The sequence below is a fragment of the Flavobacterium ovatum genome (assembly GCF_040703125.1).
Lineage (GTDB): Bacteria > Bacteroidota > Bacteroidia > Flavobacteriales > Flavobacteriaceae > Flavobacterium > Flavobacterium ovatum.
This window is the reverse complement of sequence record NZ_CP160035.1, coordinates 1899190-1914830: the sequence shown is the minus strand read 5'-3', so window position 1 is coordinate 1914830 and position 15641 is coordinate 1899190. Positions and strand designations below refer to the sequence as shown.

The 15641-nt window shown below is 36.3% G+C and carries 12 protein-coding genes; 6 read left to right on the top strand and 6 right to left on the bottom strand.

Translation table 11 applies throughout. The annotated features are described in order from the left end of the window. The first annotated feature begins 46 nt into the window (after nucleotides 1–46). The 6 genes from ABZP37_RS08120 to ABZP37_RS08095 all read left to right on the top strand — a co-directional run bounded on the left by ABZP37_RS08120 (nucleotide 47) and on the right by ABZP37_RS08095 (nucleotide 6824). Nucleotides 47–496 carry a YhcH/YjgK/YiaL family protein gene (locus tag ABZP37_RS08120; RefSeq protein WP_366187159.1) on the top strand — a complete coding sequence of 150 codons (450 nt, stop codon included), beginning with the start codon at nucleotides 47–49 and terminating at the stop codon, nucleotides 494–496. 7 nt (nucleotides 497–503) lie between these two features. Beyond that, complete coding sequence (locus tag ABZP37_RS08115) at nucleotides 504–1316, top strand: SDR family oxidoreductase (RefSeq protein WP_366187158.1); 813 nt, start codon at nucleotides 504–506, stop codon at nucleotides 1314–1316. Between the two features lie 82 nt (nucleotides 1317–1398). Continuing rightward, nucleotides 1399–2556 carry a mannonate dehydratase gene (uxuA, locus tag ABZP37_RS08110; protein WP_366187156.1) on the top strand — a complete coding sequence of 386 codons (1158 nt, stop codon included), beginning with the start codon at nucleotides 1399–1401 and terminating at the stop codon, nucleotides 2554–2556. Between the two features lie 8 nt (nucleotides 2557–2564). Continuing rightward, nucleotides 2565–3968 carry a glucuronate isomerase gene (gene uxaC, locus ABZP37_RS08105; RefSeq protein WP_366187154.1) on the top strand — a complete coding sequence of 468 codons (1404 nt, stop codon included), beginning with the start codon at nucleotides 2565–2567 and terminating at the stop codon, nucleotides 3966–3968. A 49-nt stretch (nucleotides 3969–4017) separates the two neighbouring features. Next, nucleotides 4018–5463, top strand: a complete 1446-nt coding sequence (locus tag ABZP37_RS08100) for an MFS transporter (protein WP_366187152.1) — start codon at nucleotides 4018–4020, stop codon at nucleotides 5461–5463. Nucleotides 5464–5666: 203 nt separating this feature from the next. Next, the gene (locus tag ABZP37_RS08095) at nucleotides 5667–6824 is read left to right on the top strand and encodes a glycoside hydrolase family 88 protein (protein ID WP_366187150.1); all 1158 of its coding nucleotides are present in this window, start codon (nucleotides 5667–5669) and stop codon (nucleotides 6822–6824) included. Nucleotides 6825–6985: 161 nt separating this feature from the next. Here ABZP37_RS08095 and xylE read toward each other — a convergent pair whose 3' ends face one another. The 6 genes from xylE to galE form a co-directional block, all read right to left on the bottom strand. Then, on the bottom strand, nucleotides 6986–8416 hold the full coding sequence (gene xylE / locus ABZP37_RS08090; RefSeq protein WP_366187149.1) for a D-xylose transporter XylE: 1431 nt from the start codon (nucleotides 8414–8416) through the stop codon (nucleotides 6986–6988). A gap of 168 nt (nucleotides 8417–8584) precedes the next feature. After that, the gene (gene xylA, locus ABZP37_RS08085; RefSeq protein WP_366187148.1) at nucleotides 8585–9910 is read right to left on the bottom strand and encodes a xylose isomerase; all 1326 of its coding nucleotides are present in this window, start codon (nucleotides 9908–9910) and stop codon (nucleotides 8585–8587) included. Between the two features lie 106 nt (nucleotides 9911–10016). Further along, complete coding sequence (locus ABZP37_RS08080) at nucleotides 10017–11504, bottom strand: FGGY family carbohydrate kinase (protein WP_366187146.1); 1488 nt, start codon at nucleotides 11502–11504, stop codon at nucleotides 10017–10019. Between the two features lie 2 nt (nucleotides 11505–11506). Next, entirely contained in the window at nucleotides 11507–12499 is a 993-nt protein-coding gene (locus ABZP37_RS08075; protein ID WP_366187145.1) for a GntR family transcriptional regulator, read from the bottom strand. 187 nt (nucleotides 12500–12686) lie between these two features. Beyond that, nucleotides 12687–14339, bottom strand: coding sequence for a sodium/sugar symporter (locus tag ABZP37_RS08070; RefSeq protein ID WP_366187143.1), 1653 nt, complete (start codon nucleotides 14337–14339; stop codon nucleotides 12687–12689). Nucleotides 14340–14599: 260 nt separating this feature from the next. Then, nucleotides 14600–15619, bottom strand: coding sequence for a UDP-glucose 4-epimerase GalE (gene galE, locus ABZP37_RS08065; RefSeq protein WP_366187141.1), 1020 nt, complete (start codon nucleotides 15617–15619; stop codon nucleotides 14600–14602). Nucleotides 15620–15641 lie beyond the last annotated feature (22 nt).

Sequence of the window (15641 nt, the reverse complement as noted above, 5' to 3'; positions counted from 1 at the left end):
AGCAAAGAACTAACAAACATCGCACAAAGCGAATAAAAAAACAATTATGATCATAGACACATTAAAAAACGCAGCAAAATATTTTGCGCTAAACCCAAATTTCAAAGCTGCTTTTGACTTTATTGCTCAAAACAGTATTGCCGATTTACCTGATGGCGTGACCACGATATCAGACAATTTACGTGTAATCGTGAATACTGGACAAGGAAATAATGCCAAAGATGCGCTAGCGTTTTTTGAGTGTCATGACCTGCACATTGATATCCAAGTATGCGTAAGAGGATTGGAAACATTTGCTTGGAAACCTAGAGAAAAAGCCAATCAACCTAATGGCGATTACAATACTGAGAAAGATGTTCGTTTTTGGAATGACAAGCCAGATACTTTTTTCCAATTGACCAACAATCAATTTGCAATTTTATATCCCGAAGATTGTCACGCCTCTATGATGGGAGAAGGTGAAATCAAAAAATTAATTTTTAAAGTAAAAATCTAAAATAATTATGAATAAAACATTCGATCTCAACGGAAAAATTGCATTGGTCACTGGCGGCGGTGGAACTTTGGGCGGTAATATGGCACAAGCTTTGGCACAAAATGGAGCAATCGTAGGCGTTATAGGAAGAACTCCCGAAAAACTCGATCAAATGGTCGCTACCATCCAAGCCAACGGAGGCCAAGCATTTGCCATAGTTACCGATGTTTTGAACGAAAGTGATTTAGAAAAAGCAAAACAGCATATAGTTACTACTTATGGCAAACTAGACATTCTTATCAATGCTGCTGGTGGCAATATGCCTGGCGCTACAATTATGCCCGATCAAGACTTTTTTAATGCAAAGCAAGAAGATTTACAAAAAGTGCTGGATTTGAATGTAATGGGAACCTTTTTACCATCTAAAGTTTTTTCAGAATTGTTTGCCAAACAAAAAAATGGCGTAATCATAAATATCTCATCGGCTGCAGCAGACCGCCCATTAACTCGCGTGGTTGGCTATTCTGCCTCCAAGGCAGCAATAGACAATTTCACGCGATGGATGGCGGTTGAAATGGCTACTAAATATGGCGAAGGAATTCGCGTAAATGCTATTGCTCCCGGTTTTTTTATAGGAGAACAAAATCGAACATTATTACTTACGCCCGAAGGAAACTTAACTACTCGCGGAGAAACTATTATCAAACAAACACCCATGGGACGCTTTGGAAATCCAGAAGACCTCAACGGTACACTGATATGGTTATGTAGTGATGCTTCGAAATTTGTTACCGGAGTGGTCGTGCACGTTGATGGTGGATTTGGAGCAAAAAGCATATAACCCAGAAATAGGTTAGAGGTTTGAAGTTAGAGGTTAGGAGTGGAGTTAATATTACAGGTTATCATTAAAAATAAAAGACAAAATGGAACAAACATGGAGATGGTACGGACCAAATGACCCCGTAAAATTATCGGATGCAAGACAAGCAGGTGCTACCGGAATTGTTACCGCTTTACATCATATCAAAAATGGACAAGTATGGGAAGTGGATGAAATCATGAAACGCAAAAACGAAGTCGAAGCTGCTGGATTGACTTTGTCAGTTGTAGAAAGTATTCCCGTTCATGAAGATATCAAAAAGCAATCTGGAGATTATTTGAAATACATAGAAAACTACAAGGAAAGTATCAAAAACCTAGCAGCTTGTGGTATTGATATCGTTTGTTATAACTTTATGCCTGTGTTGGACTGGTCAAGAACAGACTTGTCATATGAAGTAGAAGATGGTTCCAAAGCATTGCGTTTTGATGTAAATGAATTTGCTGCTTTTGAATTGTTTATTCTAAAAAGACCAGGAGCAGAAGAAACGTATACCGAAGCTCAAAAAGTAAAAGCTAAAGCTACTTTCGAAAAACTGACAGATCCTGAAAAACTTAAATTACAACAAAATATTATCGCAGGTTTACCTGGTGCAGAAGAATCCTATTCTGTAGAAGATTTCTTGAAAGTGTTACAAGGGTATAACGGTATTGATGCTGCTAAATTAAAAGAAAATTTATATTATTTTTTACGAGAAATCATCCCTGTTGCTGAGAGTGCTGGCGTAAAAATGGCCATTCACCCTGATGATCCTCCCTACCCTATTTTAGGCTTACCAAGAGTGGTAAGTACCGAAGCGGATTTGAAACAATTACTAGAAGCTATTGACTCTCCTTCGAACGGATTTTGTATGTGCACTGGTTCTTACGGCGTAATCGCTGAGAATGATTTACCAGGAATTGTAGATCGTCATGGTGCTAAAATGAACTTTATCCATTTGAGAAGTACACAACGCGATGCTGAAGGAAATTTCTATGAAGCCAATCATCTAGAAGGCGATGTAGATATGTATGGAGTAGTTAAATCTATTATTAAAAAAGAACTAGAAACGGGTCGAATTATTCCAATGCGTCCCGATCACGGTCATCAAATGTTGGATGATTTGAACAAAAAAACAAACCCAGGGTATTCAGGAATTGGTCGCTTACGTGGTCTTGCTGAATTACGTGGTCTTGAAGTAGGTATTAAAAGAAGTTTATAAACATCATTATGTCACAAACATTCATCACCGAAGATTTTTTATTACACAATGAAGTTGCCAAAAAGTTGTACCATGAGTATGCCAAATCGCAACCCATCTATGATTATCACAATCATTTGTCTCCAAAGGACATAGCCGAAGATCGTCAGTTTGAAAACATTACCCAATTGTGGATCGAAGGCGATCACTACAAATGGCGTGCTATGCGTGCCAATGGGATCAACGAAAGGTACATTACCGGCGACGCAAGCGATTTGGAAAAATTCAAAAAGTATGCCGAAACGCTTCCCTACACTTTAAGGAACCCATTGTATCATTGGACGCATCTAGAACTGAAAAATTATTTTGGATTTACCGAATTACTAAATGCCGATTCTGCTGAAAGAATTTTTCATACTTGCAACGAGTTATTGAAAACACCTGAATATAGTGTTCGAAATTTATTGCTAAAAATGAATGTCAAAATGGTAGGAACTACCGATGATCCTACGGATGATTTAGCCTACCACAAAAAGTTGAAAGAAGAAGGTTTTGAAATCGCTGTTTTACCAACATTCAGACCTGACAAAGCTACTGAAATCGAGAAAGGACAAGCTTTTGTAGATTGGATATATAAATTAGAAACAGTTGTTGGCTATGCTATTTCAGATTATGCAACCCTAATAAAAGCAATTGCAGAACGTCATGATTATTTTCATGAAGTGGGTTGTCGCATATCCGATCACGGACACAACAATTACTATGGAGCAGATTTTACTGTCGAAGAAGTTGATGCTATTTTCAAAAAAGGTTTGCAATTACAACCGCTTACTTCTTTGGAAATAGAAAAATACAAATCGGCTGTATTGAACAAAATTGCTACTATGAACCACAGTAAATCATGGGTGCAGCAATTTCACGTAGGTGCTATTCGAAACAACAATGCCAAAATGATGGAACTTATGGGAGCTGACCAAGGATTTGATTCGATCGGAGACCAAATTATGGCCGAAAACATGAGTCGATTTTTTGGTCGATTAAGCATCGAAAATGCCTTAGCCAAAACGATTGTCTACAACCTCAACCCTCGTGACAACGAAATGATTGCATCAATGGTAGCCAACTTTAACGATGGTTCTGTCGCTGGAAAAATGCAATACGGTGCCGCTTGGTGGTTTTTGGACCAAAAAGATGGTATGGAAAAACAATTGGACGTCCTTTCTAACTTTGGGTTACTAGGTCGTTTTGTCGGAATGTTGACTGATTCTAGAAGCTTTCTATCGTTTCCACGTCACGAATATTTCCGACGTATTCTGTGTAATGTTTTGGGTGAAGAAGTCGAAAAAGGAGAACTTCCAAATGATATGAAACTCATTGGCAATCTCGTAACCAACATCTGCAGTCAAAATGCAGTGCAGTATTTTAATTTTTAAAAAGATTAATTTCTTTTAAAAATTGTAAACTATTAAATCAAAAAAAATTATGATTAACCAAAACCAAAAAGTTGGCAAGTACCGCTGGTCCATTTGCGGATTACTGTTTTTTGCAACTACCATCAATTATCTAGACCGACAAGTACTGTCCTTGACATGGAGCGATTTTATTGCTCCCGAATTTCACTGGACTAATAATGATTACGGAAACATAACAGCCTTGTTTTCTATATTTTATGCTGTATCCTTATTATTTGCTGGTAGATTTGTCGATTGGTTAGACACCAAAAAAGGATTTCTTTGGGCAATTGGAATTTGGTCTATTGGTGCTTGTTTACACGCTTTTTGCGGAATTGCAACTGCTGGAATTATCACTGGTAATTGGTTTGTGAGTTTTGGAGGTGCCAAAGAAATCATAGAAAACATCAACGATACCGGAATGGTCATCAACGTGAGTGTTACCTTATTTATCTTTGCCCGTTTTGTGTTAGCCTTAGGTGAAGCCGGAAATTTTCCTGCTGCCATCAAAACTACAGCCGAATATTTTCCTAAAAAAGACAGAGCCTTCTCTACCAGTATTTTCAACGCTGGAGCAACAGTAGGAGCTTTGGCAGCACCAATTACGATTCCGTTTATCGCCAAAGCTTTTGGTTGGGAAATGGCTTTTATCATCATTGGAGCCTTAGGTTTTGTATGGATGGGATTTTGGATTTTCATGTATGACAAACCCGAAAAACATCCAAAAGTAAGTGCTGCCGAATTAGAATACATTCAACAAGACGATATTGCAGCTAGCAAACTAGAAGGATACATACCTGAGACAACTGCAAAAGTATCCTTGAAACAGTGCTTAAAATACAGACAAACCTGGGCATTCGCCTTTGGTAAATTCATGACCGATGGGGTTTGGTGGTTCTTTTTATTCTGGACACCTGCCTATTTAAGTTCTGTTTATGGAATGAATTCAACTGATGCTGCTTTCCCATTATTCGTATTGTATATGATAACCTTACTTTCGATTATCGGAGGATGGCTACCTACCTATTTTGTAGAAAAAAAAGGAATGGATCCGTACGCAGGTAGAATGCGATCGATGTTAATTTTTGCCTTTTTCCCATTATTAGCATTAATTGCACAGCCCTTAGGACATATTACCTACTGGATACCCGTTATCATCATCGGTATCGCAGGAGCGGCTCACCAAGCATGGTCAGCCAATATATTTACAACCGTTGGAGACATGTTTCCCAAAAAAGCAATTGCAACCATCACCGGAATTGGTGGATTGGCCGGAGGAGTTGGTTCTACTGTAATCAACAAAAGTTCTGGACTTTTATTTGACTATGCAACCGTAACCGAAATGGATTTCATGGGATTTCACGGAATCGAAGCAGGATATTTCATCATTTTCTCTGCTTGTGCCGTTTGCTATTTAATCGGTTGGTCTGTGATGAAAATCTTAGTTCCAAAATATGCTCCTATTACTGATTTGTAGTTAAATTTATAAATTATTTGGGCATGCCACCAGATCAAAAAAGGGGCTTATATAGCAACCGCTTATAAGCCCCTTTTTCATCTGCTGTCGGGCTTTCCGCGCTACTTCGGTAGCCAGCTGCAATCCCTCATGCGACACCAGTTTATAATTATACATTTTGTTCCAACTATAATCAATTACAAATTTGATTAAAATTAAATAGTATGAAAAACCTCTATTATTACTTTGGACTAGGACTACTGCTTTGCTCTTGCAAAAGTCAAATTCCACAATCAGCAAATTTATATGAATCAAGATATTCTTCACTGTTAGAATATCCTGTAGATTCATTGGCTTTCCCTCGCAGCATGTCTGTAAAAACAGGAATCATACATAAAGTACCATCAAAAGACTGGACCAGCGGATTTTTTGTGGGTAATCTTTGGCAACTGTATGACTTGACAGGAAACAAAGCCTATAAAGAAAAAGCCATTCAATGGAATCCCTTTATCGAAAAAGAAAAACACAATGGCAACACCCACGATATGGGTTTCAAAGTGTATTGTAGTTATGGCAAAGGACTCGCATTAGTCCCAGAGAAAAAAGCGGCCTATGAAAAAGTAATTGTCGAAAGTGCCAATACTCTCATCACCCGATTTAGCCCAAAAGTACAGGCAATTCGTTCCTGGGATTTCAATAAAGAAGTTTGGACCTACCCAGTAATTATTGACAACATGCTCAACCTGGAATTATTATTCGAAGCTTCAAAGATTACCAATGATCCAAAATACCGTGACATTGCCATTCAACACGCCAATACGACCCTGAAAAATCATTTTAGAGCAGATAACAGCTGTTACCATGTAGTTGATTATGATCCACAAACTGGGCAACCAAAAACCAAAATGACACACCAAGGTTACAATGATGATTCTTCATGGGCAAGAGGGCAATCTTGGGCGATTTACGGCTATACTATGGCATACCGCTATACCAAAGACAAAGCCTTCCTACAACAAGCGGAAGCAACGGCAAATTACTTCATCAACAACCAAAATATGCCAGCCGATGGCATTCCGTATTGGGATTTCAAAGATCCTTCTATTCCTAATGCGCCTAGAGATGTTTCAGCGGCAACTTGTACGGCTTCTGGTTTGATTGAGTTGTATGGCTATACCAAAAATAAAACGTATTTGGATTATGCAAAAAAAGTAATTTCGACACTTAGCAGCACCAACTACGTTATTCCTGCTACTGTAAAAGGACCTTTCATTTTAGAACACAGCACAGGAAACTGGCCTAAAAATGACGAAATCGACGAACCAATTGTTTATGGGGATTATTATTTCCTAGAAGCATTATTACGTTTAAAAGCACTTTAAATATTGAAGTAAAAAGAAAAACGGCAAGAACTACAAGTCCTTACCGTTTTTTGGGTAAAATAACAATAACTAAAAATGCTATTGTCTTTAGAGTAAATTCCATTTTACTCTAAAGACTTTTTTTTTTATAATTAAGTAAAAGAAACCGTTCTTCAATTGGTTTATTTCACTTCATCTTTATTCCATAAATTATTCATTTCTTCCAAGCTTTTACCTTTGGTTTCTGGAATGTATTTCCAAACAAACCAAGCCGCTAAAACTCCCATAACACCATAGATCCAATAGGCAAATCCATGATTGAATTGCGCTACCAAATAACTATTTTTGTCCATCATAGGAAAAGTCCATGACACCAAATAATTAGAAATCCATTGTGCTGCAACGGCTACTGCCAAAGCTTTTCCTCTTACGTCATTTGGAAAAATTTCAGACAATAAAACCCAAGCCACAGGTCCCCAACTCATTGCAAAAGCAGCTACATAAACCAACATACAGATTAAAGCAAACATACCTAGTGAACCTACAAAAAATGCAGTTCCGATGGCAAACATGGCAACAGCCATACCTACTGCCCCAATAATCATCAACGGTTTACGACCTACTTTATCAACCGTTTGTATAGCCAAAATTGTAAATAATAAATTAACCCCACCTACAATAATAGTTTGCAACAAAGCAGTATCTGTTCCAGAACCCATACTTTTGAAGATTTCAGGCGCATAATACAACACAACATTGATCCCCACAAATTGCTGAAAAACAGAGATCAAAACTCCAATTACAACCACTGCCATTCCATAAGAAAATAATTTTCCAGAACGTTCTGTAACTGTATTTTTAATTTCTTCTACAATTCTATTTGCTTCTTCCCTTCCGTTTACTTTGATCAATACCTCTAACGCTTTCTCAGGTTGAGACTGCAACATCAAAGATCTTGGCGTATCGGGAACAAAAAACAAAAAGAAAAGAAAAAGAGAGGCAGGAATCACTTCTGAAGCAAACATCCATCTCCATCCAATTGTATCCAACCAAGTAGAATCCCCTTGTTTAGCAATATAATAATTGACAAAATATACGATCAGCATACCAAAAATAATAGCAAACTGATTCATAGAAACCAATTTCCCCCTACTTTTTGCTGGTGCGATTTCGGCAATGTATAAAGGCGATAGCATCGAAGCTAATCCAACTCCAACTCCACCAATAATTCTATACACTACAAAAATGTAAATAAAGGTATGATCGCCTTGTCCGATTGGTTTAATTAACATTTCGGGCATAGCAGATCCTAAAGCAGATATTAAAAATAAAACTGCGGCCATAATTAAACCGTTTTTACGACCAAACTTTTTACTGATAAGTCCACCAAAAACACCCCCGATAATACATCCAATTAAAGCACTTGAAACCAAAAAGCCCAAACGAGCATTGGCCGACATTTCGTCTAATCCAAATGGAAGCACAAAAAACTTATCTAATGAACTCACCGTTCCTGAAATTACTGCGGTATCATAACCAAATAAAAGTCCACCCAAAGTGGCGACTAAAGTCAACTTCCACAAATAGCTGGAGTTGTTTATTGTTGTATTCATATTTATAAATTAAGTTGGTTTGTTAATTTTTTTTTGAGAGAAGACTGGTTATTTTCTTATCTACAAAAAACGCCTCGAGATGTCATTTCACCATAAAACAAAACATTCCCGATAGCGCTCTTTTTAAATAAATAACTAAAAAACAAGTTTTAACTCTCTATTTCTATATTAGATAAATTGATTGATAATGTTTTCGAATAATTCTTGTTTTCCACTTTTCAATTCCAATTCTCCGTTTTCTTGTGCAATTTTGTACAAGTCTTGTAAATTAAGTTTTCCATTTTCGAACTCTTTTCCTTTACCTGAGTCAAAAGAGCTGTATCTTTCTGTTCTTAATCTATCATAAGCAGAAGAAGTAATGATTTTATCAGCCGTTAACAATCCTCTTGCAAAAGTATCAGCACCACCAATATGAGCATGAAAAATATCATCCATATCCGTTGAGTTTCTTCTAATTTTTGCATCAAAATTAACTCCACCACCTTGTAAACCACCTGCTTTTAAGAAAACCAACATCGCTTCTGTAGTTTCTTGAATATTGTTTGGAAACTGGTCAGTATCCCATCCATTTTGATAATCACCACGGTTAGCATCTAAACTTCCTAACATTCCTGCTTGAGCAGCAACATCAATTTCGTGTTGAAAAGTATGTTGAGCCAATGTTGCGTGATTTACTTCGATATTCATTTTGAAATCTTTATCCAACCCTTGAGCACGCAAAAATCCGATAGCAGTAGCGCAATCAAAATCGTATTGGTGTTTCATTGGCTCCATTGGTTTTGGCTCAATTAAGAAATTCCCTTTAAAACCTTGTGCACGAGCATAATCACGAGCCGTTCTTAAAAATTGTCCCATATGGTCCAATTCCCTACCCATATCTGTATTTAGTAAAGACATATATCCTTCACGTCCACCCCAGAATACGTAATTCTCGCCACCTAAAGCAATCGTTGCATCCAAAGCTAATTTTACTTGTCCACCAGCTCTAGCCAAAACATTAAAATCAGGATTAGTAGAAGCCCCATTCATATAGCGAGGGTTTGAAAAAGCATTTGCAGTACCCCAAAGTAATTTTACACCTGAAACCGCTTGCTTTTCTTTCAAATATTCTGTGATAGCCGCCAATCTACTTTCTGATTCTCCAAAAGTAGCTCCCTCTTGAATCAAATCGTAATCATGGAAACAGTAGTATCCAAATCCCATTTTGGTAGTAAATTCAAAAGCTGCATCTGCTTTTTCTTTCGCAGCAGCAAGAGCGTCTGAAGGTTGATCCCAAGGAAAACTTTGTGTTCCTGGACCAAAAGGATCTGAACCTTGACCACAGAATGTATGCCAGTATGCAATAGAGAACTTGAAGTGCTCACGCATCGTTTTTCCAGCTACTACTTGGTCTGGATTATAATATTTGAATGCTAACGGATTGTCTGATTCTTTACCTTCAAATTTGATATCTCCAATTCCTTTGAAGTACTCTTTATTGCCAATTATTGCCATTTTTATGTTATTTATTGATTATTATTTTTTTTTAGTCCTTGGTCCTTGGTGTTATTTCTGTACTCTTGACTAAGGACTTTATTTTCTTTCCTCATCACTAAGGACTCTAATCTCTATTCAATATCAACTCTAATTCTTTTTTCCAATTTTGATAAGCCTCTTGATATGATTTCTGATTTGGTAGTGGCTTGTAGCTCATTACATAATCGTTTTCGGTGATATTTTTACCAAATTTCTCAAAATCTCCTTCGTGTAATCCTGCTGCTCTCGCAGCTCCAATTGCTCCTGTGGTATTGTAAATTTGGATTTCGCAATTCATAACAATTGCTATGGTATTTGCAAAAATCGGGGAACGAAATAAGTTATCGTTTCCTGCTCGCATCACTTTAATTTCGATGCCGTCTGCTTTCATGATTTCCATTCCGTAGATAAAAGAGAACGCAATTCCTTCAAGTGCTGCACGACACAAATGAGCTTTGGTATGATTATTCAAATTGACATTGACTAGTCGTGTACCCAAATCTTGATTGTTCAACATGCGTTCTGCTCCATTCCCAAACGGAATAATAGCAACACCATCAGAACCTACTTCAACGCCTTCGGCAAGCGTATTCATTTCGTCATAAGAAGAAACGGCTAAATTGTTCAACAACCAGCGGTATTGAATACCTGCTCCGTTGATACACAATAATTTTCCTATTCGAGGATCAGCACCTTTGGTATAATTAACATGTGCAAAATTGTTTACTCTAGCACTTTCTTTTACCGATAAACTGTCGGTAACTGCATAAACCACACCCGAAGTTCCACCTGTAGCCGCTACTTCTCCTGGATTGAAAACATTTAGCGAAAGCGCATTATTAGGCTGATCTCCTGCTCTATAAAAAATAGGTGTTCCTTCTGCCAGACCACTTTCTTGTGCTCCTTTGGCATCTACTTGAGATTGTAATCCAAAGGTTGGAACGATGTCTGGAATAAGATTAAAATCAATTCCATAATGCGTTAATAGTATATCAGCGATGTCATCTTTCTTGAAATCCCAAAAAATTCCTTCAGACAAACCTGAAATCGTTGTATTTATAGTATTCGAAAAACGAAATGCCAAATAATCCCCAGGAAGCATGAACTTATGAACTTGACTGTATATTTCAGGTTCGTTTTCTTTGACCCATTTTAATTTGGAAGCCGTAAAATTACTTGGTGAATTCAGCAAATGTTCGTTGCACTTTTCTTCGCCCAACGTTTCAAAAGCTTGTTGTCCGATAGCAACTGCTCTACTGTCGCACCAAATAATGGAAGGACGCAACGACTGTCCGTTTTTATCAACCAAAACCAAACCGTGCATTTGGTAGGATATACCAATTCCTTTGATTTGCTCACTAGCAATACCATAGTTTTTCTTTAATTTGGCGATAGCATTACAAGAGTGCTTCCACCAGTCTTCTGGTTTTTGTTCTGCCCATCCGTTTTTTATGGCAAGCATGCTCATTTCTGTTTCGGGCTCTTGAACCACTCCAATACTTTTGCCTGTAGCTATTTCAACCAAAGCTACTTTGATGGAGGAACTCCCGATATCAAATCCGATGTAATACATAATTATAGTGATTCTCTAATGGTTAATTTTGTTGGTACGTATTGCTGCATGGATTCATTGCTCATTACAAATTGAGCTCCTAATGTCCCCAAAGCTTTGAAATCTGTGGAAATCACAGAGATTCCTTTGTATATAAATTTCTTCATTGGTGTTTCGTTATACGACAGAAAGCCAACGTCTTTGCCCGGCTCATAATTGAGCTCTTGACATTGCTCTAAAAACTGACCCAAAAAACGATCACTTACACTTATATAAGCGGTGTTTTTATTGATTTTCCAATTCTTTGTTTCTGTCACCACCTGAAAATCCATATTAAAATCACTAACAAATTTTCTAAAAAACGTTTCAGTTTCTTTGGGATGATTCGTATAACTAGGAAAAACAAAATGAACGGATTCGTATTTTTGTAATTGCTCTTTGGCTTCTACTAAAGCATTATAAAAAGACTGACCAAAATCCTGAAAGACATAATTATCATCAGTTTTCGAATGAATATTCCAGTCTATCCACAACAATTTATCCGACGGAAGACCTCCCAAAACTTCAGGAACTTCTACATCATCAAACGGCATCACCACATACTTAAAATATTTCCCAACACTATTTTGAATAATGGTTTTGAAATTATCTATGTTATAATGATGAAATTGAACATCTGTAATAAAATTATCTGGTAAATTATTAATGAACGAATGATACAACACTTCTTTATACGATTTGAAAGTATCTAGAACCAACAGCACTTTCCTAGTTTCTCCCGTAACATAATACCCTTTACTGGGTACCGAATCAATTACTCCTTGGTCTTTAAGAATTAGATAAGCTTTAAAAACAGTGTCTCTAGAAAGCTGACACGACTTACTCACCGCAGTTACGGATGGCAATTCGGCACCGATAATTAATTCCTTTTGAGCAATCGCATTCTTAATAGCATCCACCAACTGTTGGTATTTGGGGATATCACTATTCTGCTCTATATTAAAATTTATCTTCATTTACACCTTAAATACTATATTACAAACCATACCGTACTGTACCGTACTGCACAAATATATAAAAAATCTAAATACATCAATATAAAACAATACAATTATTTATAGCTTACCAAAACAATGACATAAAAAAAAAGGTCTCCTTAGAAATACATCCAAGAAGACCTTTTATTATGAAAAATTATTTTTCTTATTTCCAGAAAAACGCATAAGCTGCCGCTATTAATATCAAAATAATAAACGAACCGATATTGAATAATGGACCTGTTTTGAAAAACTCTTTACTCAAAGGAATTCCTTTGGAATCATTTTCACCTTTATTTTGTGTCAAACTTATAATAGCAATCACTACCATAGTTAACAATGTAGTGTATCCCATTTGATCCATCCATGGTAAAGTTGGAAACATATCCCCTTCAATCCATCCTTTTGGTCCAATTTTAAAGAATAAAGCAATTGGAATAGAAACTAAAGCTCCCCAAATTGCGGCCTTATTAGTTGTTTTTTTCCAAAACAAACCTAGTAAAAATACCCCTAAAATACCTGGACTTACAATTCCAGTATACTCTTGAATAAATTGGAATGCTTGATCAATACCTCCTAAAAGCGGAGCTGTTATTGCAGCAATAACCAAGGCAACAGCACCAGAAATACGACCTACGTTTACAGTAGTTTTATCACTAGCAGTTGGATTAATATATTGTTTGTAAATATCCATTGTAAAGATTGTTGAAGTTGAATTCAACATAGAAGCCAAAGAAGATACAATTGCAGCAGCAAGAGCAGCAAAAGCCAATCCTTTTAATCCAGCTGGTAAGAAATGTAACAACCATGGATACGCTCTATCTGCAGTACCTACACCTGGTAAGTTTTCCATAGCTGAAGCTCCTAATCTAGCCATGATTTCAGGATCATTTACCATTACATAAGCAGCAATTCCAGGAATTACAACGATAAAAGGAATTAATAATTTTAAGAATGCAGCTAATATAATTCCTTTTTGAGCCTCACGTAATGATTTAGCAGCCAAAGTTCTTTGAATAATATATTGGTTGAAACCCCAATAGTAAATATTCGCTACCCAAAGTCCTCCTACTAAAACACCAATACCAGGTAAGTTCATGTATTCAGGATTTGATTCATCCAAAATCATAACAAAACGATCTGGAGCAGCGTTATAAACAGTTTTCATTCCTTCCCACATACCTGCACCATCAGAAACTGTATCTAAAGCTAAATAAGTAGTCACTAATCCTCCTAATACAAGGAAAATTACTTGAATAACATCTGTCCAAGCTACTGCTGATAAACCTCCGTATAAAGAGTAAGCCGCAGAGAAAAGTGCTAAACCGATAATAGCGTACATCATATCAACACCCAAAATAGTCTCGATAGCTAAACCTCCTAAGTACAAAACGGTAGTAAGGTTAACAAATACATATAATGCAATCCAGAAAACAGCAAGGATTGTTTTAAGATTAGTCGAAAAACGTTTTTCAACAAATTCTGGAATAGTATAGATTCCTTTTTCGATGAAAATAGGCAAGAAATACTTACCTACAATGATTAAGGTAAAAGCAGCCATCCACTCATAAGAAGCGATTGCTAATCCTAATGCAAAACCAGAACCAGACATTCCGATAAATTGTTCTGCAGAAATATTTGCAGCTATCAATGACGAACCAATAGCCCACCATGGTAACGATTTACTCGCCAAGAAATAATCTTCTGCATTTTTTTGTTCTCCCTCTTTGTCTCGGGAAACCCATAGTCCAACGCCTAAGATCAATACAGCATAAGCTGTAAAGACTGCATAATCAATAAATCCGAATCCTGTCTCCATAATTTTTTTTTAGTTTTTTAGTTTAATATATATTTAGTTCAATTTTAGTTCTTTAATTAAGATTCTTCTTTACCCTATTTCCCTGTAACAATCACAATTTTATTTCAACATATTTATTAATTATGTATCTTTTTTAAAATAAAAACACATTAATCAAAAAAAAACAATGATATAACGTGCAATAATACAAAAAAACTTTCTGTATTATTAAGAAATTTAATTTATTTTAATGAAGATTTCAAACTATAATTGAATGAAAACTATTTAATACTTCTAATTTTAGTTTCCCATTTCCAAGCACTATCTATAGCTTCGTCAAGTGTTGATTTCGTTTTCCAGCCTAAAACATTGTTTGCTTTATCTGTACTTGCATAAGCCATGGTAACATCACCTTCACGTCTGTCAACAATTTTGTAAGGAAATGGTTTTTTACTTGTTTTTTCAAAACTCTTAATCACCTCAAGCACAGAACTTCCTACTCCAGATCCTAAGTTAAATATTTCTATTTTTTCTGCATTTTTCTTATTCAACAAACGTTGCAAGGCCACCACATGAGCTTTGGCCAAATCAACAACATGAATATAATCACGAATACAAGTTCCATCAGGAGTAGGGTAATCATCACCATACACCATTAATTCTTTACGCAAACCTATTCCGGTTTGAGTAATAAATGGCACTAAATTTTGAGGAACTCCAATTGGCAATTCTCCAATTTCCCCAGAAGGATGCGCCCCAATTGGGTTAAAATAACGCAACAAAATAGCACTAATCCCACTTACTTTAGAAACATCTGTAATTACCTCTTCACCAATTTGTTTGGTATTTCCATAAGGAGACATCGCTGGTTTAATCGCTGCATTTTCATCAATAGGCATTACATCTGCTTGACCATAAACAGTACAAGAAGAACTGAAAATAAAATTAGCTTCCTCTTTTTTCTGTAATTCTTGCAACAAATATACTAGTGATGCAATGTTGTTTTCATAATACAACAATGGGTTAGTTACACTTTCTCCAACTGCTTTTGAAGCAGCAAAGTGAATTACACCACTGATATCCGTGTATTTTTCAAAAAAACTTTGAACAGAAGCCTTTTCTCTTAAATCTAATTTTTCAAAAATGGGTGTTTTTCCAGTAATAGCAACGATTCCTTTAATAACATCTTCAGTTGAATTAGATAGATTATCAATAATAACCACCTCATACCCTTCATTTTGCAATTCTACTACAGTATGCGAACCAATAAACCCTAAACCTCCTGTTACTAATATTTTCATATTTTTATTTTTATTGTTTTTT

Coding starts and splice junctions, on each gene's coding strand:
- ABZP37_RS08120 (WP_366187159.1), top strand. CDS start 47: ATGATCATAGACACATTAAAAAACGCAGCAAAATATTTTGCGCTAAAC.
- ABZP37_RS08115 (WP_366187158.1), top strand. CDS start 504: ATGAATAAAACATTCGATCTCAACGGAAAAATTGCATTGGTCACTGGC.
- uxuA (WP_366187156.1), top strand. CDS start 1,399: ATGGAACAAACATGGAGATGGTACGGACCAAATGACCCCGTAAAATTA.
- uxaC (WP_366187154.1), top strand. CDS start 2,565: ATGTCACAAACATTCATCACCGAAGATTTTTTATTACACAATGAAGTT.
- ABZP37_RS08100 (WP_366187152.1), top strand. CDS start 4,018: ATGATTAACCAAAACCAAAAAGTTGGCAAGTACCGCTGGTCCATTTGC.
- ABZP37_RS08095 (WP_366187150.1), top strand. CDS start 5,667: ATGAAAAACCTCTATTATTACTTTGGACTAGGACTACTGCTTTGCTCT.
- xylE (WP_366187149.1), bottom strand. CDS start 8,416: ATGAATACAACAATAAACAACTCCAGCTATTTGTGGAAGTTGACTTTA.
- xylA (WP_366187148.1), bottom strand. CDS start 9,910: ATGGCAATAATTGGCAATAAAGAGTACTTCAAAGGAATTGGAGATATC.
- ABZP37_RS08080 (WP_366187146.1), bottom strand. CDS start 11,504: ATGTATTACATCGGATTTGATATCGGGAGTTCCTCCATCAAAGTAGCT.
- ABZP37_RS08075 (WP_366187145.1), bottom strand. CDS start 12,499: ATGAAGATAAATTTTAATATAGAGCAGAATAGTGATATCCCCAAATAC.
- ABZP37_RS08070 (WP_366187143.1), bottom strand. CDS start 14,339: ATGGAGACAGGATTCGGATTTATTGATTATGCAGTCTTTACAGCTTAT.
- galE (WP_366187141.1), bottom strand. CDS start 15,619: ATGAAAATATTAGTAACAGGAGGTTTAGGGTTTATTGGTTCGCATACT.